Origin of the sequence: Microbulbifer sediminum (genome assembly GCF_021729035.1) — a bacterium.
Classification (GTDB): domain Bacteria; phylum Pseudomonadota; class Gammaproteobacteria; order Pseudomonadales; family Cellvibrionaceae; genus Microbulbifer; species Microbulbifer sediminum.
Genome location: NZ_JAJSAP010000002.1, coordinates 293999 through 317614 on the forward strand (window position 1 = coordinate 293999; position 23616 = coordinate 317614).

A 23616-nucleotide genomic window follows, 5' to 3' on the forward strand; every position below is an offset into this window, starting at 1 on the left:
GGGCCGGTCCCTGGTGTGGGCAGTCAGCCGATACTTTCGATTCCGCCCATGTAGCCGCGCAGTGCCTCAGGAACCTGAATGCTACCGTCCTCACGCTGGTAATTTTCCAGCACGGCAATCAGGGTACGACCGACGGCGAGGCCGGAACCATTAAGGGTATGCAGCAGCTCCGGCTTGCCTGTTTCCGGATTGCGCCACCGGGCTTTCATCCGGCGCGCCTGGAAATCGCCCACCAGTGAGCACGAAGAGATCTCGCGATACTTGGCCTGGGAGGGAATCCACACCTCGATATCGTAGGTCTTGCGCGCAGCGAAACCGATGTCGCCGCCACACAGGATAACCGTCCGATACGGCAGCTCCAGCTTCTGCAAAATGGTTTCCGCGTGGCCCGTAAGGTCCTCGAGCGCTTGCTCTGACTGGTCCGGGCGGGCAAACCAGACCAGTTCCACCTTCTCAAACTGGTGCTGACGAATCATGCCGCGGGTGTCGCGCCCATGGGAGCCGGCTTCGGAGCGGAAGCAGGTGGTATGCGCCACATACTTGTGCGGCAGCGACTCCGCATCCTCAACAATCTCATCCCGGTACAGGTTGGTCAGCGGCACCTCGGCAGTCGGGATCAGGTAGAAATTACGCTCATCTTCCAGCTTGAACAGGTCCTCGGCGAACTTCGGCAACTGGGAGGTGCCGAACAGTGAATCGCTGTTCACGATCACGGGAACATTCGCCTCGCGGTAACCATGTGATTCAATATGCGTATCCAGCATAAACTGTGCCAACGCCCGGTGCAGCTTTGCCACCTGCCCGGTCATTACCGCAAAGCGGGAACCGGTGAGCTTGCTCGCCACCTCGAAATCCAGGCCATTCAGCTGCGCGCCCAGGTCGACATGATCGCGGACCTCAAAATCGAAAGTGCGGGGCGAGCCCCAGGTGCGGACCTCGACATTATCGTCCTCGGTCTCCCCTTCCGGTACGGACTCATCCAGCAGGTTGGGGATCGCCGACAGGACTTCATCCAGCTCCTGCTGCAGCTGTCCCAGGGCCTCTTTCGCTTCACTCAGTTGGCCACCCAGGGACTCCACTTCCTTCAGCAACGGTGCGATATCCTCGCCCTGGGCCTTGGCCCGGCCGATATTCTTGGATTTGCTGTTGCGCTCACTCTGCAGGCTTTCGGTGCGAACCTGCAGTTCCTTGCGCCGCTCCTCCAGTTCCTGGAGGCGGGCAGTATCGAGTTCAAAACCGCGCTTTTTCAGAGTCGCGGCCACTTGGTCCATCTGGGTGCGAATGAGTTTGGGGTCGAGCATGATGCTTTGATTACCGCTTATAGATATTTCATTGTCAGTGCGATGGCCGCGCCGGTAGCAGCCAGGCACAGGACCAGGCTGATCAAAAGGTAGGCAATCGCCATCAAAGGCTGGTTATTGTGCCACAACAGCAGCGTTTCCAGCGAGAAAGTGGAGAAAGTGGTCAGCGCGCCAAACAGGCCCGTCATCAGCAGTAGCCGCCATTCCGGGGAAAGCATGCCACGCTCCACGATCGCAACATAGACCACGCCGATCAGGAAAGAGCCCATGACATTGACAATCAGCGTGCCAAGGGGAAACCGCCCCTCAAAAACGGGATAGCTCCAGACACTCACCAGGTGACGGATCAACGCACCAATGGCGCCCCCCACTGCAATCGCCAGCCACTGCATTCAAAGTTCCCGCGTCGGTCGGCGCCACGTGCGAGTGGCAACCGGTGTTGAATCCCCGGCCGGCATCCGGGCCGGTCATATGACCGGGGATTCTACCGGAATTCGCCGCCACCGGCACTGAGCCGGCCCGCTGTGGCTGTAAGTAACCCCCCGGATCCCAGAGACGGCTTCACTGCGGTATCGCCCAGTCCGGTGTACCGGCAAAGCGCTCAACGAGGAAATCCACAAACATTCCCACTCGCGCGGGCACGAATGCGGCTTTAGGGTAAAGCGCGTAACTGTGAACAATGTCCAGCCGGGCCCCACCGATACGGAGATGAATCCGGCCGACGGTGCCTACAGTGAGGTATTGCACAGCTTTATGGCGCTGAAGCGCCATGGTCGCCCGGAAGAAGTGGCGGGGGTTGTGGCATTCCTGGCGGGACCGGAAGCCGCCTTCATCACCGGCTCGCACTACGACGTCGACGGCGGTTTCAAAGCGTGACCGGGTGTTAACGCCAGTGGGCCCGCATCCGCGGGCCCTTTTCAGTTCTTTTGCCGCCCCGCATCCCGGCCGTATCGCTGCTGCCCGCTGTCGCGGTTCAGCTGCCTGAGCTTCTCCAGCTTGTCGCCGATTTTGAGTTCCAGCCCCCGTGGCACCGGCTGGTAGTACACGCGCTCGTGTATGGGTTCGGGAAAGTAGTTCTCTCCCGCGGCAAAGGCATCCGGCTCATCGTGGGCATAGCGGTACTCGGCTCCGTGCGCCATGCTTTTGGCCAGTTTGGTGGGCGCATTGCGCAGGTGGATGGGAACCTCGTAGCTGGGATCCCGCCGTACGTCCGCCAGCACTCGCTTGTAGGCGCTGTAGACGGCATTGCTTTTCGGGGCGACCGCCAGGTAGGCAATTGCCTGGGCAATCGCCAGCTCCCCTTCCGGGCTGCCCAGGCGCTCCTGGACATCCCAGGCATCGAGGGCAACCTGTAGCGCACGAGGGTCCGCATTACCGATATCCTCGCTGGCCATACGCACGGCCCGGCGGGCGATATAAAGCGGGTCGCACCCCCCGTCCACCATGCGGGCAAACCAGTAGAGTGCGGCATCCGGGTCCGATCCCCTCACCGCCTTGTGCAGGGCCGAAATCTGGTCGTAGAAATAGTCCCCGCCCTTGTCGAACCGCCGCACATCGGCACTCAGCACTTCCGCCAGCACCGCCTCATCGATTACATAGCGGCCGCCCTCTTCCCGGGACAGGTCACAGGCAATCTCCAGCAGGTTAAGCGCACCGCGGGCATCACCGTCTGCGGCCTTTGCCAGCTTGGCCAGAATCGCCTCATCGATCTGCGGGTGCAGTTTCTGCAGCGCCTCGTCCTCGGCCAGTGCCCGGTGCATCAACTGCAGCAGTTCCTCCTCATTGAGGTTGCGCAGCATGTAGACCCGGCATCGAGAGAGTAGTGCATTGTTCAGCTCAAATGAGGGATTCTCGGTGGTGGCGCCGACAAAGGTGACGGTGCCCTCTTCCACGTACGGCAGGAACGCATCCTGTTGCGCCTTGTTAAAACGGTGTACCTCGTCCACAAACAGAATGGTGCCGCGCCCGGTCTGGACCCGCTGCTGTTCAGCCTCCGCCACCGCTGCCCGGATGTCTTTTACCCCGGCCAGCACCGCGGACAGCGTGGTGAAATGGGCATCGCACTCCTCTGCCAGCAGGCGGGCGAAGGTCGTCTTGCCCACCCCCGGCGGTCCCCACAGGACCATGGAGTGCAATTGTCCCCGCTCCACTGCTTCCCGCAGCGGTTTTCCCGGCCCCAATAAATGCGTCTGGCCCATGTACTGGGCCAGGTTGCGAGGCCGCATGCGCGCGGCCAGGGGCTGGTGTTTTGGTGCGGACTGGAACAGGTCACTCATCGCGGATAATGTCGGTTCCTGCCGGTGGGTTGAAGTTGAACAGTGCCGCAGCAAGGCTGGGGTTCGCCTTGACCCGACTGAACTTGATCCTGGTAGTCTGCCCCATACTGTCACGCACGGTCATTGCCGCGGGCAGCCCTTTGTCACTGAAGCGAATTTCCATGGATCGAAACGGTGCCGAATCGCTTTTCGGAGTGAGCTGGAAGGCGCCATCCTTGCTCGCCACATTGAATGAGCTGCGAATCTCACCCACCTTGCCACCAAGCAACAGTGCCGGGGTCTCTTTCATGCGCTTATCCACCGGGCGGATAGTCACCTGCTCGAGATCCGGGTCATACAGCCACAGTTTTTTGTTGTTGGTCACCAGCAGCTGCGGAAAGGGCTCCCCTGTCTCCCAGCGTAACTTTCCCGGACGCTCAACGGAGAAGGTGCCGCTGCTTTTCTGCAGGACTTCACCGCGCTCATCGGTGAGGGTCTGGTGGAACTTTCCCGAGATAGATGCCAGCGGTTGCAGCAACTGGCTCAGTTCGGCGGTGGCGTCGGCCCACGCAGAGCTGGTCAGTAGCGACGCGGAAGCCGCAAGGGCAGTAATAAAGCGATTCATAGCGAGACTCCAGTGCTGGTGTTTTCCATAGGAAACCTGGTATCAGGTCCATAGCCTCTCTGTGTGTAGCGATCGAGACTCTGCACCTGTCCAAAGTTCCCTAAAGATTAGCCGCCGGCGTGTGAACGATAACTGAACCCGGCCGGGAGCCGGGTGATCAGGCGGGTGGCGGCGCGAGGACCTCGCGATTGCCGTTATGGCCGGCGGGGGAAACCACACCGGCGGCCTCCATGGCATCGATAATACGAGCCGCGCGATTGTAGCCGATGCGCAACTGCCGCTGCACCGAAGAAATCGAGGCCTTGCGCGACTTGGTCACAAAGGCCACGGCCTCATCATAGAGCGCATCGGTTTCCGGATCATCGTCTTCCCCGCCCTCGGATTGCAACCCGGGTACCGGGATACTGTTATTGCTGTCATCGACAATGCCGTCGATATAATCCGGCTCACCGCGACGGCTCCAGTCGGCTACAACCTTGTGCACTTCGTGGTCATCCACGAACGCACCGTGGACACGCACCGGCACGCCGCTGCCCGGCGGCAGGTACAGCATGTCGCCGTGGCCAAGCAGTTGCTCTGCACCGCCCTGGTCGAGGATGGTCCGGGAGTCCACTTTGGAGGACACCTGGAAGGCCATGCGGGTGGGCACATTGGCCTTGATCAGGCCGGTAATCACATCCACCGACGGACGCTGGGTGGCGAGCAGGAGGTGGATCCCGGCGGCGCGGGCCTTCTGTGCGATCCGCGCGATCAACTGTTCCACCTTCTTGCCCACAATCATCATCATGTCGGCAAATTCGTCAATCACCACCACAATCGCCGGCAGTGGCTTGAGGTGCGGCGGCGTCTGCTCGCCTTCCGGGACGCTGGAGGCCGGATCCGGCTGCCAGGTCGGGTCGACCAGGGGCTCCCCTGCTTCAATCGCCTCGCGGACTTTGCGGTTGAAACCCGCCAGGTTGCGCACGCCCATGGCTGCCATCAGCTTATAGCGTCGCTCCATTTCACCGACACACCAGCGCAGCCCATTGGCGGCGTCGTTCATGTCAGTGATTACCGGGGTCAGCAGGTGCGGAATCCCCTCGTACACTGACAGTTCCAGCATCTTCGGGTCCACCAGGATCAGGCGGACCTCCTCGGGCGTGGATTTGTAAAGCAGGCTCAGGAGCATCACATTGATGCCCACTGACTTACCGGAGCCGGTGGTACCCGCCACCAGCAGGTGCGGCATCTTGGCCAGGTCCGCCACCACTGGCTGGCCGGAGATATCGTGTCCCAGCGCCAGCGTGAGGCGGGACTTGGCATTCTCGTACACATCCGCCGACAGGACCTCGGTCAGGCGCACCATCTGGCGGTTCTCGTTGGGAATCTCGATTCCCACTACCGACTTGCCCGGAATCACTTCCACCACCCGCACGCTGATCACAGCCAGTGAGCGCGCGAGGTCCTTGGCCAGGTTACTGATTTTGCTGACCTTGACCCCCGGAGCCGGCTGGATTTCAAAGCGTGTGACCACCGGACCGGGCAGCACTGAAACCACTTCCGCCACCACGCCGAAATCCTTCAGCTTGAGTTCTAGGAGGCGGGACAGGGCTTCCAGCGACTCGCGGGAAAATCCGGCCTTTTTGTTTTTGTCCGGGGCATCCAGCAGCGACAGTGGCGGCAGCTTGCCGGTCACCGGCCCACTGGAAAAAAGCTCGCCCTGCTTTTCTTTCGCAGCACGGGGACTGGGCTTGGGGGCCGGCAATGAGGGTTCGATCTTTGGCGGGATGCGCTTGGCTGTACGCTGTTTCTCTTCCGTTACGGCGGCCTTGCGTACCAGGACGGCCTCCCGCGCCACGCGCTTTTCTTCCCGTTCCTGGCGCGCACGCTGGTAGCGCTGGCCAAGCCAGGCGATCAGTCCCAGTAGATTACGACCAATACTGTCCGCCAACTTCAGCCATGAGAGGCCGGTGAATACGGTTATGCCAATGGCAAACAGTGCCAGTAAGAGGATTGTCGCCCCCACGTACCCAAGACTGGTTTCCATCGAGCTCGCAATAGCGGCCCCCACTATCCCGCCATTGGAGAACGGCAAGGGTTCCTCGGCCTGGGCGAAAGACAGTGTGGCAAGTCCGGCCCCGGTCGCCAGCAAAAGAACAAGCCCGGTTACCCGTAGCGCAAACAGCGGCCCATGGAACCGCGCGTTACGGTCGCGGAGGATACCGAACGCACGCCAGCCAATCAGCAGGGGAAAGAGATAGGCCATCCAGCCCAGCAGCGAAAGGCAGACATCAGCCAGCCAGGCGCCGGTTGGGCCAATTGCGTTCTGGACCGGCCCGCCATGGCCGGTGTGCGACCAACCGGGGTCCTGGGGGCTGTAGCTTGCCAGGCTGATGGCCATCAGCAGCGCCCCGGCCAGCAGGGCAATCAGGGCCCCTTCGCGCAATAGCCGGGCGATCAGCGATTCGGGCAGGCTGCCGGCCTCGGTATCTGGTTTGTCGGTTGCGCTCTCGGCCTTCACTGGCGTACCTCGGTGATTCTTGTTGTGTCCGGGAGCTGTCTCCGCCCCGACGGAAGTGCCCTGTGTACTACAGAGACGCCTAAAATACCACTATCGTGCTGCTTGAGAGTTTACTTTAAGATAGATTTAATTCATATAATTCAAACAGTTAGAGGGTTTTCCCAAGTAAAATTGTGAGCCAGTTCAATCGCTTCCACAGTGAGGGCGCACGGTAGCCCAGCCGCCCCGCCGGGGCGACCGGGCATAGTGGCGTGCAATGATTGGAATTGAGCCAAACTATTTCGCTCCCCCCCACCCTTAGCCTATGATATCGCTCAATTTGATAGCCTCCGCTGATCAATTTTCAGCCGGCTGCCGCCCGCACACCGGAGCGGATACACTGTTGTTAACGGATTTGTTGAAGAGCCTTTTATGAGTGACAAGCATCATCGACTGATTATTCTCGGTTCCGGTCCAGCCGGTTACACTGCAGCAATCTACGCCGCGCGCGCCAACCTCAACCCGGTAGTCATCACCGGTATGCAGCAGGGTGGCCAGTTGACCACTACCACCGAAGTCGAGAACTGGCCGGGCGGTATCGCCGAACTGCAGGGCCCGGACCTCATGGTACAGATGCAGCAGCACGCAGAGCGGTTTGAGACAGAAATCGTTTTCGATCACATCGATTCCGTGGACCTGAAGCAGCGCCCGTTCGTGCTGAAAGGCAATGAAACCTATACCTGTGACGCCCTGATCATTGCCACCGGCGCTTCTGCCCAGTACCTGGGCCTGCCCTCTGAAGAGGCATTCCAGGGCCGCGGCGTATCGGCCTGCGCGACCTGTGATGGCTTCTTCTACCGCGACCAGAAGGTCGCCGTTGTAGGCGGCGGCAATACCGCCGTGGAAGAGGCCCTGTATCTCTCCAACATCGCCAGCGAGGTCACCCTGATCCACCGCCGCGATGAACTGCGCGCTGAGAAGATCCTGCAGGACCGCCTCATGGACAAGGTCGAGAACGGCAATATCAAGGTATGCTGGCATCACACGCTGGACGAGGTGCTGGGTGACGACAATGGTGTTACCGGTGTACGCCTGCGCAGCACCCAGGATGATTCCACTCGTGAACTGGACGTCTCAGGAGTCTTTATCGCCATTGGCCACAAGCCGAACACAGACATCTTTGCCGACCAGCTGGAGATGAACGGCGGCTACATCATTGTCCAGAGCGGCCTCGACGGGAACGCCACCCAGACATCGATCCCGGGAGTATTCGCGGCCGGTGATGTCTCTGATCATATCTACCGCCAGGCAGTCACCTCCGCGGGCACAGGCTGTATGGCAGCACTCGACGCAGAGCGCTTCCTCGACGGTCTCTGAGCCGCTACCGGCGTGGCCGGCAAATGCAGTGTCATTAAAGGGCGATCTTTTGGGTCGCCCTTTTCTTTTGTACTCTTTTGGTAATACCGTCCCACCACTACGGCGACAGCCGGCAGCAGCACCCGCACAGAGGGCTCAGTAACAGATGACCAGACAAAGCGAAGAGCGCCTGAGCCTGCTCGGTGAGGGCCCCCCTGATTTCCCCCCTACCCACCAGGCACTGGGCGACCCCAACGGGCTGCTCGCGGTTGGGGGCCAACTGACACCGGAGTGGTTGCTGGCCGCCTATAAGCGCGGCATCTTCCCGTGGTACTCGGACGGCCAACCAATCCTGTGGTGGTCCCCCTCACCGCGCTGTGTCGTCCTGCCGGACCGATTCTCAATCGGCCGCAGCCTGCGCAAGACCCTGCGCCGCGGCCGCTACACGGTGACTTTCGACCGGTGTTTCGGTGAAGTCATCCAGGCCTGCAGTGAGCCGCGGGCGCAGGATGACGGGACCTGGATTACCGGGGAGATGCGGGAGGCCTATCTCGAGATGCACCGTCTCGGGTACGCGCACTCTGTGGAGACCTGGGAGGGCGACCGACTGGTCGGCGGGCTCTACGGGCTGGCGATCGGCCGGGTGTTCTTCGGCGAATCCATGTTCCACCGGGAAACCGATGCCTCCAAAGTGGCTTTTGCCCACCTGGTCCGCCAGTTACAATTCTGGGGCTGCCCGTTGATCGACTGCCAGGTGAGCAACCCACACCTGACCAGCCTCGGCGCAGTAGAGGTAGAGCGTGCTGCCTTCGAGCAGCTTCTGGCCCGGGGAACGGCGATGAGTGATTTCCCGCGCCCATGGACCCTCTCCAGGAATATTGCCCTATGAGCAGGTACTCCCAGCTGGACTCAGTGCGGTTACTGGCCACCCTGCCCCACCCCTGCGGCTACCTGCCCGGACGGGAGGCAACCACGGTCTTCATGGATCCCCAGACCCGGGTCGACCAGCAGCTATACACCCAGCTGTCAGAGCTTGGGTTCAGGCGCAGTGGCGAATACCTGTACCGGCCCCAGTGCGCCAACTGCAATGCCTGCATCCCCGCCAGGGTACCGGTTGGACTGTTCGTACCTGACCGCAGCCAGCGGCGCTGCTGGAAGCGCAACCGCGACCTGGACATCTTCCATGTCGATACCATCGACACCGATGAGCACTATCAGCTGTATGCACGCTACATCGAGGAGCGGCACCGGGACGGGGAGATGTACCCACCCAGCCGGGACCAGTTCCGCGACTTTCTCTCGCCGGCCTGGGGCAGCACGCGCTATATCGAGTTCCGTGCCCGCGGGGCCCTGGTCGCCACTGCAGTTACGGACCTGCTCACTGCAGGCCTTTCCGCCATCTATACTTTTTTCGACCCGGATGAGGCGCGCCGCAGCCTCGGCAGCTATTGCATCCTGTACCAGATCGAATGGGCCCGGCAGCTGGGCCTGCCGAGCCTCTACCTGGGCTACTGGATCGAAAATTGCCAGAAAATGGCCTATAAAACCCGGTTTGAACCGGTGGAATTACTGCGCGACAACCGCTGGCACCTGAAGTCTGGCTAGCGCCCCGGGCCCCAGGTTTTGCCCTGCCGCGTCTTTTCGTGCAAAATACGCGCCCGTCGCACCGCGGCCCGGCCTATGTGCCGCCGGGGTAAAAGGTCAGATCAAGTTATTTTGAAGGTTACTGCCGCATGGCGAAAGACGATTACATTGAGATGGAAGGCGAGGTGATCGACACCCTGCCGAACACCACATTCCGCGTAAAGCTTGAAAACGGACACGTGGTGATCGCGCACATCTCCGGAAAAATGCGCAAGAACTACATCCGTATCCTCACCGGTGACAAGGTCAAGGTAGAGCTGACTCCCTACGACCTGAGCAAGGGCCGCATCACTTACCGCGCGCGCTGAGCTAACCGGTTTACAGGTACGAAAAAGGCCACCCCTCGGTGGCCTTTTCCGTTTCGGGAACAGAGCTTGCCCCTATCAGGCAGGGACGGCAGTCCTGATCTGCAGCTCGTCCCCCTCGACGGTGACCTCGACACGGCCACCCTCCTCCGACAGATCCCCGAACAGAACAGCCTCCGCCAGGGGCTTGCGCACCTTGTCCCGGATCAGCCGGGCCATTGGACGGGCGCCCATCTTCTCGTCATAGCCGTGACGGGCTAGCCACTCGCGGGCTTCCTCGCTGACCTCCAGCGTCACACTCGACTCATCCAGCTGGGCCTGCAGCTCCACGATGAACTTGTCAACGACAGTCTTCACCACCCCAAAGTCCAGCGCACCAAACTGGATAATGCTGTCCAGGCGATTACGGAACTCCGGAGTGAACATCCTCTTGATCTGCTCCATGCCATCACTGGAATGGTCCTGGGAGGTAAACCCGATGGACCGGCGGCTCATCAATTCCGCCCCGGCGTTGGTGGTCATGATCAGGATCACATTGCGGAAGTCCGCCTTGCGGCCATTGTTGTCCGTCAGGGTTCCGTGATCCATCACCTGCAGCAGCAGATTGAAAACTTCCGGGTGGGCCTTCTCAATCTCATCAAGTAGCACCACGCTGTGCGGGTGCTTGGTAACGGCATCGGTGAGCAGCCCACCCTGGTCGAAACCCACATACCCGGGAGGTGCACCAATCAGGCGGGAGACGGTGTGGCGCTCCATATATTCGGACATATCGAAGCGGATCAGCTCGATCCCCATGACCTTGGCCAGCTGCCGACAGAGCTCTGTCTTGCCCACACCGGTGGGGCCGGCGAAGAGGAAGGACCCGATGGGCTTCTCCTCGGCGCCCAAGCCCGCGCGACTGAGCTTGATCGAGGTGCTCAGGGCACCGATCGCCTCATCCTGCCCGAACACCACCATCTTCAGGTTGTCGTCGAGGCGTGCCAGCTGCTCCTTGTCGGACACCGACACACTCTTGGCCGGGATCCGGGCAATCTTGGCAATCACCGCCTCGATATCCTCAACCTCGATGACTTCCTTGCGCTCTTCCACAGGTAGCAGCGCCTGGAAAGCCCCGGCCTCATCGATCACATCAATGGCCTTGTCCGGCAGGAAACGCTCGGTAATGTGACGGCTGGACAACTGCGCCGCAGCCTCCAGGGCGCCATCGGTAAACCGTACGCGATGGTGATCCTCGAAACAGGTTTTCAGGCCCCGCAGGATCTGCACGGTTTCTTCAATAGAGGGCTCGTTGACGTCGATCTTCTGGAACCGCCGGGACAGGGCCCGGTCTTTCTCAAAGATGCCCCGGTACTCGCTAAAAGTCGTTGAACCGATACAGCGCAGGTGGCCGCTGGAAAGCAGCGGCTTGAGCAGGTTGGATGCATCCATCACCCCACCGGACGCCGCTCCGGCACCGATAATGGTGTGGATTTCATCGATGAACAGGATTGCCTGGTCCCGCTTGCGCAGCTCTGCGAGCAGCGCCTTGAAGCGTTTCTCGAAGTCACCACGGTACTTGGTGCCGGCGAGCAGGGAACCCAGGTCCAGGGAGTAGATGGTGGCGTTGCGCAGCGTCTCGGGAACATCCTCATCAACGATGCGACGTGCGAGCCCCTCTGCAATCGCAGTCTTGCCCACACCCGACTCACCCACCAACAGGGGGTTATTCTTGCGCCGGCGCGCCAGTACCTGGGTTACCCGCTCCACTTCGGGGCCCCGGCCGACCAGAGGGTCAATGCGACCCAGGATCGCCTCCTGGTTGAGGTTGGTGGCGTAACTCTCCAGCGGGTCAGAGCCACCCGGTTCACTGCCCGGCGCCAGGTCCTCATCAGTCTGCTCAGGGGCCGGCTCGGCACTGTGGCTATTATTGCCACTGGAACCCACACGGGAGATACCGTGGGTGATGTAGTTGACCACGTCGATACGGGCCACACTCTGCTGCTTCAGGTAATAAACCGCCTGGCTCTCCTGCTCACAGAAGATCGCCACCAGCACATTGGCACCGGTCACTTCCTTCTTGCCGGACGATTGCACATGAAATACCGCCCGTTGCAGCACACGCTGGAACCCTAGCGTAGGCTGGGTCTCGCGCTCGGTATCGGACTCGGGAATAAGCGGCGTGGTGGAGTCGACAAACTCCAGCAATTCGCGGCGCAGGGCACTCAGGTCGGCTCCACATGCGTGCAGCACATCGGCAGCGGATTCATTATCGAGCAGGGCGAGCAACAGGTGCTCTACCGTCATGAATTCATGCCGTTTGGCGCGCGCACCCTTGAACGCCAGATTGAGCGTTACCTCTAAATCCTTGCTGAGCATCTGAACCTCGAATCCTCGTATGCCTGTATCACCCGCCACTCACCTGTCCAGTGCGCGCCGCAGAACGGCGGTTGTGAATGCGCCCGATTCCTTTCGGGCAACGGGGCCTGAATCAATCTTCTTCGCTCTCGTCCGCTTCGATCTCACACAGCAGGGGGTGCTGGTGGTCCCTGGCAAATTGATTGACCTGTGCTGCCTTTGTTTCCGCTATATCCCGAGTATAGACACCACAGACCGCTTTTCCCTCCGTATGCACCTGTAGCATCAGGCGGGTGGCACGCTCCCGGTCCGCGCCAAAAAACATCTCCAGGGTCTCCACCACGAAGTCCATCGGGGTGTAGTCGTCATTGAGCATCACCACCTTGTACATGGGAGGACGCTTTACTCGCGCAGGGGCCTCTTCAAGCGCCAGGTCACCATCAAAATCGTCTCCGTACGGAAGATCATTCCCGCTGCCGGAGCCGAGCTCAATCACACTAAACTTGCTCATAGCTATATTCTATAAACTGGTAGCCATCCGCCAGCGCCACGAGTTTCCGGGCGCCACTAAATAAGCCGGCATTGTACCTTCATTTCGCTCGCCGGGCAGGCGTCCACACCCCTTGACATTAGCAAACCAGTTAGCTACAAGAGGTAGTGCATGCCTTGACCAGAGGCATCAATACCGCAGGGACGCACGCGGTAATCAAGCGACAAGCTTCGATAACGATAAAAGAAACTCTGTAAGGCGGCCTGCAGTCGCCCCGGCAATTAGAGGGATTTCGCCATGCCTACCGGTACCGTCAAATGGTTCAATAATGCCAAGGGATACGGTTTCATTCTCGCGGACGAAGGGGGTGAAGACCTGTTCGCGCACTACTCCGCAATCCAGATGGAGGGTTACCGAACCCTGAAGGCGGGTCAGCAAGTAAGTTTCGATATCATCAAGGGCGATAAAGGTTTCCACGCGGCCAACATCAATGTCGGCACCGCGGCCCAGCCGGGCCCGGATAAGGCTTCCGAGGCAGCTGGCCAGAGGGAGAAAGAGGCCGAGGCTCTCGGCTGAGCCAGTCAGGACCGGCCATACCGCCGCTCCTGAATTCGGCGTTTCAATTCCAATCGAGACGGCTCGGCAGCGATGCTTCGGTATCGCACTGACCACGCCCCCTTCTCTACTGGTCAACCGCATCAGAGGGGACGTTTTACCGGACAGCCCCGCGCCAACCGGCGATTCCGACCAATAAAAAAGCCCCACCTCTTTCGAGGCGGGGCTTTTTCATTCCGGGTCTGGCCCTGGATCAAGCCATGTGCTTGATCACTTCATCGCCAAACTCGGAGCAGGACTTCAGCTCGGCACCATCCATCAGGCGCTCGAAGTCGTAGGTCACGGTCTTGGCGGCAATTGCACCTTCCATGCCCTTGATCACCAGGTCCGCAGCGTCGTTCCAGCCCAGGTGACGCAGCATCATCTCGGCAGAGAGAATCAGGGAGCCCGGGTTTACCTTGTCCTGGCCGGCGTACTTGGGCGCAGTACCGTGAGTCGCCTCGAACAGTGCCACCTCGTCAGAGATGTTGGCACCCGGAGCGATACCGATACCACCCACCTGGGCCGCCAGGGCGTCGGACAGGTAGTCGCCATTCAGGTTCAGGGTGGCGATAACGTCGTATTCGGCCGGACGCAACAGCACCTGCTGCAGCATGGCATCGGCAATGACGTCCTTGACCACGATTTCCTTGCCGGTATTCGGGTTCTTGAAGCTGTGCCACGGGCCACCATCCAGAGGCTGAGCACCGAACTCGTCGCGAGCCAGCTCGTAACCCCAGTCGGCGAAGGCGCCTTCGGTGAACTTCATGATGTTACCCTTGTGCACCAGAGTCACAGAATCGCGATCCTGGTCCACGGCGTACTGGATGGCCTTGCGTACCAGGCGCTTGGTGCCCTCGGCAGAAACCGGCTTTACACCAATACCACAGTGCTCCGGGAAGCGAATCTTCTTCACACCCATCTCTTCCTGCAGGAACTTGATGACCTTCTTGGCCTCATCGGTGTCTGCTTTCCACTCGATGCCGGCATAGATGTCCTCGGAGTTCTCGCGGAAGATCACCATGTCCACTTCGTTCGGCTTCTTGACCGGGGACGGCACGCCAGTGAACCAGCGAACCGGGCGCTGGCACACGTACAGGTCCAGCTCCTGTCGCAGGGCCACGTTCAGGGAACGGAAGCCGCCACCTACCGGGGTGGTCAGCGGGCCCTTGATGCCGACAGCATACTCTTTCAGGGCCTCCAGGGTCTCGGCCGGGAACCAGTCACCGGCATAGGTCTCGGCAGCTTTCTCGCCGCAGTAGATTTCCATCCAGGAGATCGCCTTATCGCCGCCGGAGGCCTTCTCGACCGCCGCGTCGATGACCTTGCGCATTACCGGGGTGATATCCACGCCGATGCCGTCACCCTCGATATAAGGCACGATCGGGCGATTCGGGACGTTCAATGAACCGTCGGAATTGACTGTAATTTTCTCGCCGTTTTCCGGCACTTGGACATGACCCATATCGTTTAAACTCCCAAAACTCTTTGACTATTTCGGTCGGGTGTTACTTGCCCCGCCCTCTTCTTCTCCGCTGGCGGGATGAAAAATCGGCGGGATTATATCAGTATCCACTCATTTTTGTAGTTGGATTACAATACTCATTTCACCCGACCTATGAGCAACATCATCCTTTTCAACAAGCCGTACGGCGTACTGAGCCAGTTTTCGGATGAGCGTGGCCGCCCCACACTGGCTGATTTTATCAGCCGTAAAGGCTTCTATGCCGCGGGACGCCTCGACTTTGACTCCGAGGGCTTGCTGCTGCTCACCGACGACGGTCGGCTTCAGCACCAGATTGCCCACCCGCGACAAAAGCTGCCAAAGACCTACTGGGTGCAGGTGGAAGGCGAAATCGACGCGGAGGCGCTGGCCAGGCTACGGCAGGGGGTGGACCTGAAAGATGGCCGCACAGCGCCAGCACGGGCTCGACGCCTCGAATCACCCGACCTGTGGAAACGGACACCACCGGTCAGGGAGCGCAAGTCCATACCCACCAGCTGGCTGGAGCTGACCATCCGCGAGGGCCGTAACCGCCAGGTCAGGCGCATGACTGCGGCAGTGGGATACCCCACCCTGCGCCTGGTCCGCACTGCCATTGGCAACTGGCAGCTGGGCGAATTGCAGCCGGGCCAGCTGCGACAGGAGGAGGTCTTTGCCGCACCGAAAACCGTGGCCAGGCGGTCGCGGCGACGCTGACGCGTGATCCGCGGGCAGAACGATCCTGGAGCGCCTGGCGTGAACTGAAGTGCACGGATCCTGGACGCGGCTCGCGCCGCCAGGCCTCACCGGCACCACGGTTACGCGCCCCAGGCCCCGCGCAACGGGGCATTGAGAGCGACGCCCTCCAAGGATTGCGCCCTGCAACCTCCCCGGCCGCGCCTTGATTATGGGCCGCTCACGAAGCCGGAAACGCCATAGTGGAAGGCCCGGGGTGACCGGGCGTGGTCATAGCGGCTTTTCGCGGTTAAAATTGCGCCCCTTTTTACAGCAGTAACAGCCAGTCCCATCCACCATGCCTGATTCCACAGCCAAACAGCCCCAGCGCGTCATCGTCGGCATGTCCGGCGGCGTAGACTCATCCGTGGCCGCCCTGCTGCTGCAACAGCAGGGCTATCTGGTCGAGGGCCTGTTTATGAAGAACTGGGATGAGGACGACGGCACCGAGTACTGCACCGCCAAGGCCGACCTCGCGGATGCCGAGGCGGTCGCTGCGCGCCTGGGGATCAAGCTCCATACCGCGAACTTCGCTGCAGAGTACTGGGACCACGTGTTCGAGTACTTCCTGGCGGAGTATCGCGCCGGCCGCACGCCTAATCCGGACATCCTCTGCAACCGGGAAATCAAGTTCAAGGTCTTCCTGGAGTACGCGGAGATGCTGGGTGCTGATGCGATAGCCACTGGACACTACGTGCGACGCCGGGATATCGACGGCCGCACCTACCTGCTCAAGGGGCTGGACAGCAACAAAGACCAGAGCTATTTCCTCCATGCGGTGGGTGAAGCGGAATTCGCCCGCTCCCTGTTCCCCCTCGGGGAGCTGGAAAAACCCGAGGTGCGCCGTATCGCGGAAGAGAACGGTTTCGTTACCCACGACAAGAAGGACAGCACCGGTATCTGCTTTATCGGTGAGCGCCGCTTCAAGGACTTCCTGGAGCAGTACCTTCCCGCACAGCCCGGGGATATGGAAACGCCCGAAGGCGAGATCATGGGGCGCCATGCGGGGCTCATGTACCACACCATCGGCCAGCGCCAGGGGCTCGGTATCGGCGGCGTCAAAGGTGCCGGCGACGCTCCTTGGTATGTCGTCGGCAAGGACCTGCAGCGCAATGTGTTGATTGTGGCCCAGGGGGCGCACCATCCACTACTCTATGCGACCGGCCTGCACGCCTCTCAGGCTCACTGGATCAACGACAATGCGCCGGCCGGGCAATTCCGCGCCCGGGCCAAGACTCGCTATCGCCAGCCTGATCAGGACTGCACGGTACAGGTGCTGGACAATGGTGAGCTGGACGTCACTTTCGATGAGCCACAGCGGGCCATAACACCAGGCCAGTCACTGGTGCTTTACGATGGAGATATCTGCCTGGGTGGCGCCGTGATCGAGCGGGCCACAGGGGTCGGCGAACGGGTACCGGAGAAGTACCGATAGCCCACTCTCGACCGGCAGCAAATTTCTCGCGGGCGCATGGGGCGACCGCAACCTGAAGAAAACCAGTTTAAGGAGAGAACTTGAGTAAGTGGCGGGACCAGGCAATCGCTCTGGCGGGGATATTCCAGGCCTCCATGTTAGTGGAACGCCTGGCGAAAACCGGTAGTGCCCCCGATGAGCAGCTGCAGACAGCGGTCTACAGCCTGTTCCAGGTCAACCCCGAGCGGGTCGGGGACGTGTTCGACGGCACTGACAAGCTCCTGCCCGGGCTGCGCGTGTCCCGGCAGCTATTACGCACGCGCCAACACCCAGAGTACACTGACTGCCTGCGCTACGCCCTGTCCATACTGTACCTGCAGCGCCAGCTGGCCAAGAAACCGGACCTGCTGGCAATTATCGGCAGCCGCCTGGAGAAGGCCCAGGTACAGGCAGAACACTTCAGTCTGACTCACGAGAATGTATTTTCCAACCTGGCGAGCATCTACACGGATACCCTGAGCACATTCCGTTTTCGCATCCAGGTACTGGGAGATTTCAACTTCCTGCAACAGCAGCGCATCGCCAACCAGATTCGCACCATGCTGTTTGCCGGTGTACGCGCCGCGACACTCTGGCGCCAGCTGGGTGGGAGCAGGCTGCACCTGATTTTCCAGCGCAAGAAGCTGTTGGCCGCGACCGAGCAGGTGATCGCGGAACTTGAACAAGCCAATATGTAATTTCGGAGAAATATCATGACAGTCGAGTTATCCGCGCTTACCGCGGTATCACCGATCGACGGCCGCTACGAAAGCAAAACTGCGGCCCTGCGGGACATTTTCAGCGAGTACGGCCTGATTCGCGCACGCGTTGAAGTGGAAGTGCGCTGGCTGCAGCAACTGTCACGCCATGACGAGGTTGCCGAGGTTCCCGCTTTCAGCGCGGCCACCGACAAGCTGCTCGACGATATCATCGCCCGGTTCTCGATAGAGGATGCAGCGCGTATCAAGGACATCGAGGCCACTACCAACCACGACGTGAAAGCGGTCGAGTATTTCCTAAAGGAAAAGATCGCCGGTAACGAGGAACTGGACCGGGTGAGCGAATTCGTGCACTTCGCCTGCACTTCCGAGGACATCAACAACCTGTCGCATGCGCTGATGCTGCGCGCCGGCCGCGACCAAGTGCTGCTGCCCGCTATGAACCAGATCGTCAACAAGGTTGCGGAGCTCGCCCGGGACTTTGCCGATGTACCGATGCTCTCACGCACCCACGGGCAGACTGCCAGCCCCACTACCGTCGGCAAGGAACTGGCCAATGTGGTGGCACGGCTGCGTCGCCAGGTAAAACAGATTCACGATGTGGAACTGCTGGGCAAGATCAACGGTGCCGTAGGCAATTACAACGCGCACCTGTCCGCCTACCCGGATGTGGACTGGCAGGCCAATGCTGAGGAATTCGTGCAGTCCCTTGGCCTGTCCTGGAATCCCTACACCACCCAGATCGAACCGCACGACTATATTGCAGAACTGTTCGATGCGATCTGCCGTTTCAACACCATTCTGATCGATTTCGACCGGGATATCTGGGGCTATATTTCCCTTGGCTACTTCAAGCAGAAAGTCGTGGCCGGTGAAGTCGGCTCCTCCACCATGCCCCACAAGGTCAACCCGATTGACTTCGAGAACTCCGAAGGCAACCTGGGTCTCGCCAACGCCGTATTCCAGCACCTGGCGTCCAAGCTGCCGATCTCACGCTGGCAGCGCGACCTGACCGACTCTACTGTTCTGCGCAACATGGGAGTCGGTGCCGGTTACGCCGCTATCGCCTACGCTGCCACCCTCAAGGGACTGGGCAAACTGGAAATCAACCGGGCTCGTCTCGAAGAGGACCTGGACAACGCCTGGGAAGTGCTGGCGGAGCCAATCCAGACGGTCATGCGCCGTTACCACATCGAGGAACCTTACGAGAAGCTCAAGGCCCTGACCCGCGGCCAGGGCATCAACCAGGAAACCCTCAAGGCATTTATCGACAACCTGGAGATTCCGGAGGAAGCCAAGCAATCCCTGCATGCACTGACCCCGGCGGGCTACATCGGTAACGCTGTCGCCCAGGCAGAGAAAATCTGAGGAGCCCGATGTGACTGCTTCCCTGCCCCGGCCACTGACGCATCTCGGCGAAATGCCCGTGGCGGAATTCCTGCGGGACTACTGGCAGCAGAAGCCACTGCTGATCCGTAACGCCTTTCCGGATTTTGTGTCTCCCGTCTCCGGCGAGGAGCTGGCCGGGATGGCGCTGGAGGAGGCGGTAGAATCGCGCCTGGTACTGGAACATGGCGAAGACGGCCCCTGGCAGCTGCGCAATGGGCCATTCACGGAAGAGGACTTTCTCACCCTTCCCCGCAGCCACTGGACCCTCCTGGTCCAGGCTGTGGACCAGTGGATGTCTGAGGTTGCCGACCTCAAGGAATATTTCCGCTTCCTGCCCGACTGGCGGCTCGACGATGTCATGATCAGCTACGCCGCAGATCAGGGTAGCGTCGGGCCGCACTTCGACTACTACGATGTGTTCCTGCTGCAGGCAGAGGGCAAGCGCCTCTGGCACCAGGGGCCGCCTGTGGACGCCAGCAGCCCCCGTGTCGAGGGAACCCCCCTCAACATCCTCCGGGAATTTTCGCCGGATAACAGCTGGTTGCTGGAGCCCGGCGACATGCTGTACCTGCCCCCGCAGTACAGCCACTGGGGCATTGCCGAAGGGGGCTGCACCACCATATCCATCGGCTTTCGCGCCCCCTCGGCGAAGACTATCCTCGAAGACCTGGCGGCGGAGCTTGCTCACGCCCTCCCGGAACACCTCCGCTACACAGATCCCGGGCTCAAGCCGGCGACAGAGCCGGCGGAGATTGATCCGGCAGCCGTTGACCGGCTGCGGGACCAGCTGGCGGACTGGCTGTTGCAGCCACAGAATATCGCCCAGTGGTTCGGCGCTGTAATGACCGAAGCCAAGTACCCGGATACCGTAGCCCTCGATGCCGGCGAGGCCACGGACTGGCGCGCGCAGCTGCCGGACGGCGCCAGGCTGGTGCTGAACCCGGCCTCCCGCTGCGCCTTCTGCCGCGATCCCGAGACACTGTTCGTCGACGGCGAGTCCTTCCCGGCGCCACTGGCCTTTGCCGAGCGTTTTTGCACCAGCCACCAGCTGGTCCAGGGGGATATTGATGATTTTCCCGGCATCGCCGAACCGGAGGGACTGGTTGACCTGCTGGTGGCGCAAGGGACGTTAATCTACCCACCGGAGGACTTTTGAAGTGGCACCCGGGGAACCAATGCTTGAAATCCGCACCGCCGACTGGGAGGCCGACAGGGACCATCTTCGCGCCATACGCGATGCCGTGTTTATTCGCGAGCAGGGCGTGGATCCCGCGATCGAGTGGGACGACCAGGAGGAGGTTGCCCAGCATTTCCTGGTGCTCAGGGATGGGAACCCTGTGGGAACCGGCAGAATCCTGCCCGGGGGCAAGATCGGCCGTATGGCGATCCTCCCGGAGCTGCGCGGCACCGGGCTGGGCCTGCGCCTGCTGCAAAGCATATGCACCTTTGCGCGGAGCAATGGCCTGCCGAGGGTCTACCTGCACGCGCAGCGCCACGCCGAAGCCTTTTACCGCAAGGCCGGCTTCGTCCCGGTAGGTGGCGAATTCGAGGAGGCAGGTATCGCACATATTCGCATGGAGCGCACCCTTGCCTGATACCGATGCGCAGAACCCCGCTGCCGGGCCTGCAGCCGCCGGGGCAAAGAGGCAGCTGCAGAACCAGGAAGACTTTCGGGAGGCCCTGGTGGAACTGCTCCGGGGCGCCAGTCGCCAGGTATACATTTTTTCAGACCGCCTGGCACGGGGAATCTACAGCGACCCCGAAGTGGCGGAAGCCATTTCCGGATTTGCCCGCCGGAGCCGGTACGTGGAGCTGCAAATCCTGGTGCGCGACACTGACACACTGGCACGTGAATTCAATCGCACCCACAACCTGGCCCAGCGGCTCAGCAGCCGCATCCGCCTGCGCTGTGTGCATCCCACGGCGGAAAGCCCGGAAACGGAATTTGTCCTCGCTGATGGCAGGGATGTATTGCTGCGGGAGGATCGCGAGCAATGGCGCGGCGTATATGTGCCAGGTGACCGGGTGCGGGCCCGAAAGCTCGGGGAGATTTTCCAGCAGCAGTGGGAGCGCGCCACGGAGGACCCCGCCCTGCGCCGGCTCTTTCTCTGAAGCGGCAGCAATGCCCGCCCAGACCCACGCTTTTCAGCGCAGGTGGCTGGGGCATGGGCAATGTTTTACACCCGCTTATCCGGCCTGCTGTCTCGCCTTGAACTCGCGGCGACGCCGGTGGAGAACCGGCTCGGTATAACCGTTCGGCTGCGCACAGCCCTCGAATACCAGCTCACAGGCCGCCTGGAACGCGACACTCTGGTCGAAATCCGGGGCCATGTCCCGGTAGTTCGGGTCACCGGCGTTCTGTCGGTCAACCACGGCCGCCATACGCTCCATGGTCTCCCTTACCAGGGATTCGCTGACAATGCCCTGCTTGAGCCAGTTGGCGATATGCTGGGACGAGATCCGCAGGGTAGCGCGATCCTCCATCAGCCCCACGTCGTTGATATCCGGGACCTTGGAACAGCCAACCCCCTGCTCTACCCAGCGCACGACGTAGCCGAGGATGCCCTGGGCGTTATTATCCAGTTCACGCTGGATCTCCTCTTCGGTCCAGTTGCTGTCTTCCGCCACCGGCACCGTGAGGATATCGTCCAGTCTGGCCGTCTCACGGCCGGCCAGCTGCTCCTGGCGCCTGGCCACATCCACCCGGTGGTAATGCAGAGCGTGCAGCGTGGCAGCTGTGGGAGACGGGACCCAGGCGGTATTGGCTCCGGCCATGGGGTGACCGATCTTGGCTTCCATCATGGCCGCCATTTTCTCCGGCATGGGCCACATGCCCTTGCCAATCTGCGCCCTGCCCTTGAGACCGGTGGCCAGGCCCACGTCCACATTCCAGTCCTCATAGGCATTGATCCAGGTAGACTGTTTCATATCTCCCTTGCGGATCATCGGGCCTGCCAGCATTGAGGTATGTATCTCGTCCCCGGTGCGGTCCAGGAAACCGGTATTGATAAAGACCACCCGCTCGCGGGCGGCGGCGATACAGGCTTTGAGGTTGACCGTGGTACGACGCTCCTCATCCATGATGCCCATTTTCAGCGTATTGCGATCCAGCCCCAGTGCATCCTCGATACGGTCGAACAGCGTGTTGGAAAAATCCACCTCCTCCGGGCCATGCATCTTCGGCTTGACGATGTACACACTGCCGGTACGGGAATTCTTCAGGGCCCCGTTACCACGAATGTCGTGCAGCGCAATCAGGCTGGTGATCATGCCATCGAGGATACCCTCAGGCACTTCGTTTCCATCGCCATCCAGGACCGCATCATTGGTCATCAGGTGGCCGACATTACGCACGAACATCAGGCTGCGTCCGGGCAGGGTAAACTTGCTGCCATCGCGGGCGATATATTCACGATCGCCGTTCAGCTTGCGGACAAATGTCTTGCCATCCTTGTCGATGGACTCTTCCAGGTTGCCCTTCATCAGGCCCAGCCAGTTGCGATAGACCACCACCTTGTCTTCAGCGTCCACCGCCGCAACCGAATCCTCACAATCCATGATGGTGGTCAGCGCAGATTCCATCAGGATATCTTTCACCCCCGCCGCATCGGTCTTGCCGATGGGGCTTTCGCGGTCAATCTGGATCTCGAAGCGCAATCCATTTTGTTGGAGGAGAATGGCTTCGGGGCTATTGACATCGCCATTGAAGCCAAGGAACTGGCCTCTGCTTTTGAGCGTGGCGATGTCCCCGTTACGCAACTGCACTTCAACCAGGTTTCCATTGATATGGTATTCCACCGCATCGCTGTGGCTGCCCTCGGTAAGCGGTGCCGCCTGGTCGAGGAAGTCCCGGCCGAACGCGATAACCTTCTCGCCGCGCACCGGGTTGTAGCCGGTTCCCTTCCCGGCTCCCCCTTCCTCGCTGATCACGTCGGTACCGTACAGGGCATCGTACAGGCTCCCCCAGCGTGCATTGGCCGCGTTCAGTGCATAACGGGCATTCATCACCGGGACCACAAGCTGCGGTCCGGCCATAGTCGCTATTTCCTCGTCAACATTCTCAGTTGAGATCGTAAAAGGCTGCGGTTCATCCACCAGGTAGCCGATTTCCCGCAGGAACGCCTTGTAGCCATCCAGGTCCCGGAAAGCGCCGGGATTATCTCGATGCCACTGGTCGATCTGTTCCTGCAGTGCGTCGCGCCTTGCCAGGAGCTCCCGATTGCGGGGCGCCAGATCGGCAACGATCTGGCCGAATTCCGCCCAGAAACCGTCGGCATCCACGCCGGTCCCCGGGATCACCTCTTCGTTTACCAGCTCGTAAAGTTCTGGGGCAATTTTCAGTTGGCCGACTTGGACTCGCTCCGTCATTTCCTGACCTCTTGGCTGCTCGCGTTTTGGGAAATTGTTGCACGGCATTCTAAACAGGCGCAGCGCCATACCGCTAATTTATAGCT

The 23616-nt window shown here is 60.7% G+C and carries 22 protein-coding genes; 13 read left to right on the plus strand and 9 right to left on the minus strand.

Annotated elements, in window-relative coordinates; genetic code table 11:
- Nucleotides 1-23: 23 nt before the first annotated feature.
- Entirely contained in the window at nucleotides 24-1301 is a 1278-nt protein-coding gene (gene serS / locus LVD11_RS04010) for a serine--tRNA ligase (RefSeq protein WP_237056460.1), read from the minus strand.
- A gap of 17 nt (nucleotides 1302-1318) precedes the next feature.
- Nucleotides 1319-1693 (minus strand): fluoride efflux transporter CrcB, encoded by a 375-nt coding sequence (gene crcB, locus LVD11_RS04015; protein ID WP_237056462.1) that lies wholly within the window; start codon nucleotides 1691-1693, stop codon nucleotides 1319-1321.
- 280 nt (nucleotides 1694-1973) lie between these two features.
- On the opposite strand from crcB, the gene LVD11_RS04020 reads away from it, so the two are divergent.
- Nucleotides 1974-2177, plus strand: coding sequence for an SDR family oxidoreductase (locus LVD11_RS04020; protein ID WP_237056465.1), 204 nt, complete (start codon nucleotides 1974-1976; stop codon nucleotides 2175-2177).
- Nucleotides 2178-2218: 41 nt separating this feature from the next.
- On the opposite strand, the gene LVD11_RS04025 is transcribed toward LVD11_RS04020, so the two are convergent.
- The 3 genes from LVD11_RS04025 to LVD11_RS04035 form a co-directional block, all read right to left on the minus strand.
- Nucleotides 2219-3577: a replication-associated recombination protein A gene (locus LVD11_RS04025; protein ID WP_237056468.1), complete on the minus strand. Its 1359-nt coding sequence runs from the start codon at nucleotides 3575-3577 to the stop codon at nucleotides 2219-2221.
- Nucleotides 3570-4181 (minus strand): outer membrane lipoprotein periplasmic chaperone LolA, encoded by a 612-nt coding sequence (lolA, locus tag LVD11_RS04030; RefSeq protein WP_237056470.1) that lies wholly within the window; start codon nucleotides 4179-4181, stop codon nucleotides 3570-3572. Before lolA ends, LVD11_RS04025 begins: the two co-directional genes overlap by 8 nt.
- 157 nt (nucleotides 4182-4338) lie before the next feature.
- Nucleotides 4339-6681: a DNA translocase FtsK gene (locus LVD11_RS04035; RefSeq protein ID WP_237056472.1), complete on the minus strand. Its 2343-nt coding sequence runs from the start codon at nucleotides 6679-6681 to the stop codon at nucleotides 4339-4341.
- A 411-nt stretch (nucleotides 6682-7092) separates the two neighbouring features.
- On the opposite strand from LVD11_RS04035, the gene trxB reads away from it, so the two are divergent.
- The 4 genes from trxB to infA all read left to right on the plus strand — a co-directional run bounded on the left by trxB (nucleotide 7093) and on the right by infA (nucleotide 9968).
- On the plus strand, nucleotides 7093-8037 hold the full coding sequence (gene trxB, locus LVD11_RS04040) for a thioredoxin-disulfide reductase (RefSeq protein ID WP_237056475.1): 945 nt from the start codon (nucleotides 7093-7095) through the stop codon (nucleotides 8035-8037).
- 145 nt (nucleotides 8038-8182) lie between these two features.
- Entirely contained in the window at nucleotides 8183-8905 is a 723-nt protein-coding gene (gene aat, locus LVD11_RS04045; RefSeq protein ID WP_237056477.1) for a leucyl/phenylalanyl-tRNA--protein transferase, read from the plus strand.
- A complete protein-coding gene (locus tag LVD11_RS04050; protein ID WP_237056480.1) occupies nucleotides 8902-9621 on the plus strand; it encodes an arginyltransferase in 720 nt (239 codons plus the stop codon). Before aat ends, LVD11_RS04050 begins: the two co-directional genes overlap by 4 nt.
- A gap of 128 nt (nucleotides 9622-9749) precedes the next feature.
- The gene (gene infA / locus LVD11_RS04055) at nucleotides 9750-9968 is read left to right on the plus strand and encodes a translation initiation factor IF-1 (protein WP_010130378.1); all 219 of its coding nucleotides are present in this window, start codon (nucleotides 9750-9752) and stop codon (nucleotides 9966-9968) included.
- Between the two features lie 75 nt (nucleotides 9969-10043).
- On the opposite strand, the gene clpA is transcribed toward infA, so the two are convergent.
- Complete coding sequence (gene clpA / locus LVD11_RS04060; protein ID WP_237056481.1) at nucleotides 10044-12320, minus strand: ATP-dependent Clp protease ATP-binding subunit ClpA; 2277 nt, start codon at nucleotides 12318-12320, stop codon at nucleotides 10044-10046.
- A 112-nt stretch (nucleotides 12321-12432) separates the two neighbouring features.
- Nucleotides 12433-12810 carry an ATP-dependent Clp protease adapter ClpS gene (gene clpS / locus LVD11_RS04065; protein ID WP_237056483.1) on the minus strand — a complete coding sequence of 126 codons (378 nt, stop codon included), beginning with the start codon at nucleotides 12808-12810 and terminating at the stop codon, nucleotides 12433-12435.
- Between the two features lie 276 nt (nucleotides 12811-13086).
- Between clpS and cspD the strand changes: the two genes are divergently transcribed.
- Nucleotides 13087-13365: a cold shock domain-containing protein CspD gene (cspD, locus tag LVD11_RS04070; protein WP_305080657.1), complete on the plus strand. Its 279-nt coding sequence runs from the start codon at nucleotides 13087-13089 to the stop codon at nucleotides 13363-13365.
- Between the two features lie 232 nt (nucleotides 13366-13597).
- Here cspD and icd read toward each other — a convergent pair whose 3' ends face one another.
- Complete coding sequence (icd, locus tag LVD11_RS04075; protein WP_237056486.1) at nucleotides 13598-14848, minus strand: NADP-dependent isocitrate dehydrogenase; 1251 nt, start codon at nucleotides 14846-14848, stop codon at nucleotides 13598-13600.
- A 153-nt stretch (nucleotides 14849-15001) separates the two neighbouring features.
- Here icd and LVD11_RS04080 point away from each other — a divergent pair, with 153 nt between their 5' ends.
- From LVD11_RS04080 to LVD11_RS04110, 7 genes are all read left to right on the plus strand, one after another.
- Nucleotides 15002-15583, plus strand: coding sequence for a pseudouridine synthase (locus tag LVD11_RS04080; RefSeq protein ID WP_237056488.1), 582 nt, complete (start codon nucleotides 15002-15004; stop codon nucleotides 15581-15583).
- Between the two features lie 316 nt (nucleotides 15584-15899).
- The gene (gene mnmA, locus LVD11_RS04085; protein WP_237056490.1) at nucleotides 15900-17036 is read left to right on the plus strand and encodes a tRNA 2-thiouridine(34) synthase MnmA; all 1137 of its coding nucleotides are present in this window, start codon (nucleotides 15900-15902) and stop codon (nucleotides 17034-17036) included.
- Between the two features lie 80 nt (nucleotides 17037-17116).
- Nucleotides 17117-17752 carry a high frequency lysogenization protein HflD gene (hflD, locus tag LVD11_RS04090; protein ID WP_237056492.1) on the plus strand — a complete coding sequence of 212 codons (636 nt, stop codon included), beginning with the start codon at nucleotides 17117-17119 and terminating at the stop codon, nucleotides 17750-17752.
- Between the two features lie 15 nt (nucleotides 17753-17767).
- On the plus strand, nucleotides 17768-19141 hold the full coding sequence (gene purB, locus LVD11_RS04095) for an adenylosuccinate lyase (protein WP_237056495.1): 1374 nt from the start codon (nucleotides 17768-17770) through the stop codon (nucleotides 19139-19141).
- A gap of 10 nt (nucleotides 19142-19151) precedes the next feature.
- A complete protein-coding gene (locus LVD11_RS04100; protein WP_237056496.1) occupies nucleotides 19152-20318 on the plus strand; it encodes a cupin domain-containing protein in 1167 nt (388 codons plus the stop codon).
- 19 nt (nucleotides 20319-20337) lie between these two features.
- Complete coding sequence (locus LVD11_RS04105) at nucleotides 20338-20757, plus strand: GNAT family N-acetyltransferase (RefSeq protein WP_237056498.1); 420 nt, start codon at nucleotides 20338-20340, stop codon at nucleotides 20755-20757.
- Nucleotides 20750-21274, plus strand: a complete 525-nt coding sequence (locus tag LVD11_RS04110; protein WP_237056500.1) for a DUF7931 domain-containing protein — start codon at nucleotides 20750-20752, stop codon at nucleotides 21272-21274. Before LVD11_RS04105 ends, LVD11_RS04110 begins: the two co-directional genes overlap by 8 nt.
- 75 nt (nucleotides 21275-21349) lie before the next feature.
- On the opposite strand, the gene LVD11_RS04115 is transcribed toward LVD11_RS04110, so the two are convergent.
- Entirely contained in the window at nucleotides 21350-23530 is a 2181-nt protein-coding gene (locus LVD11_RS04115; RefSeq protein WP_237056503.1) for a malate synthase G, read from the minus strand.
- Nucleotides 23531-23616: the final 86 nt, after the last annotated feature.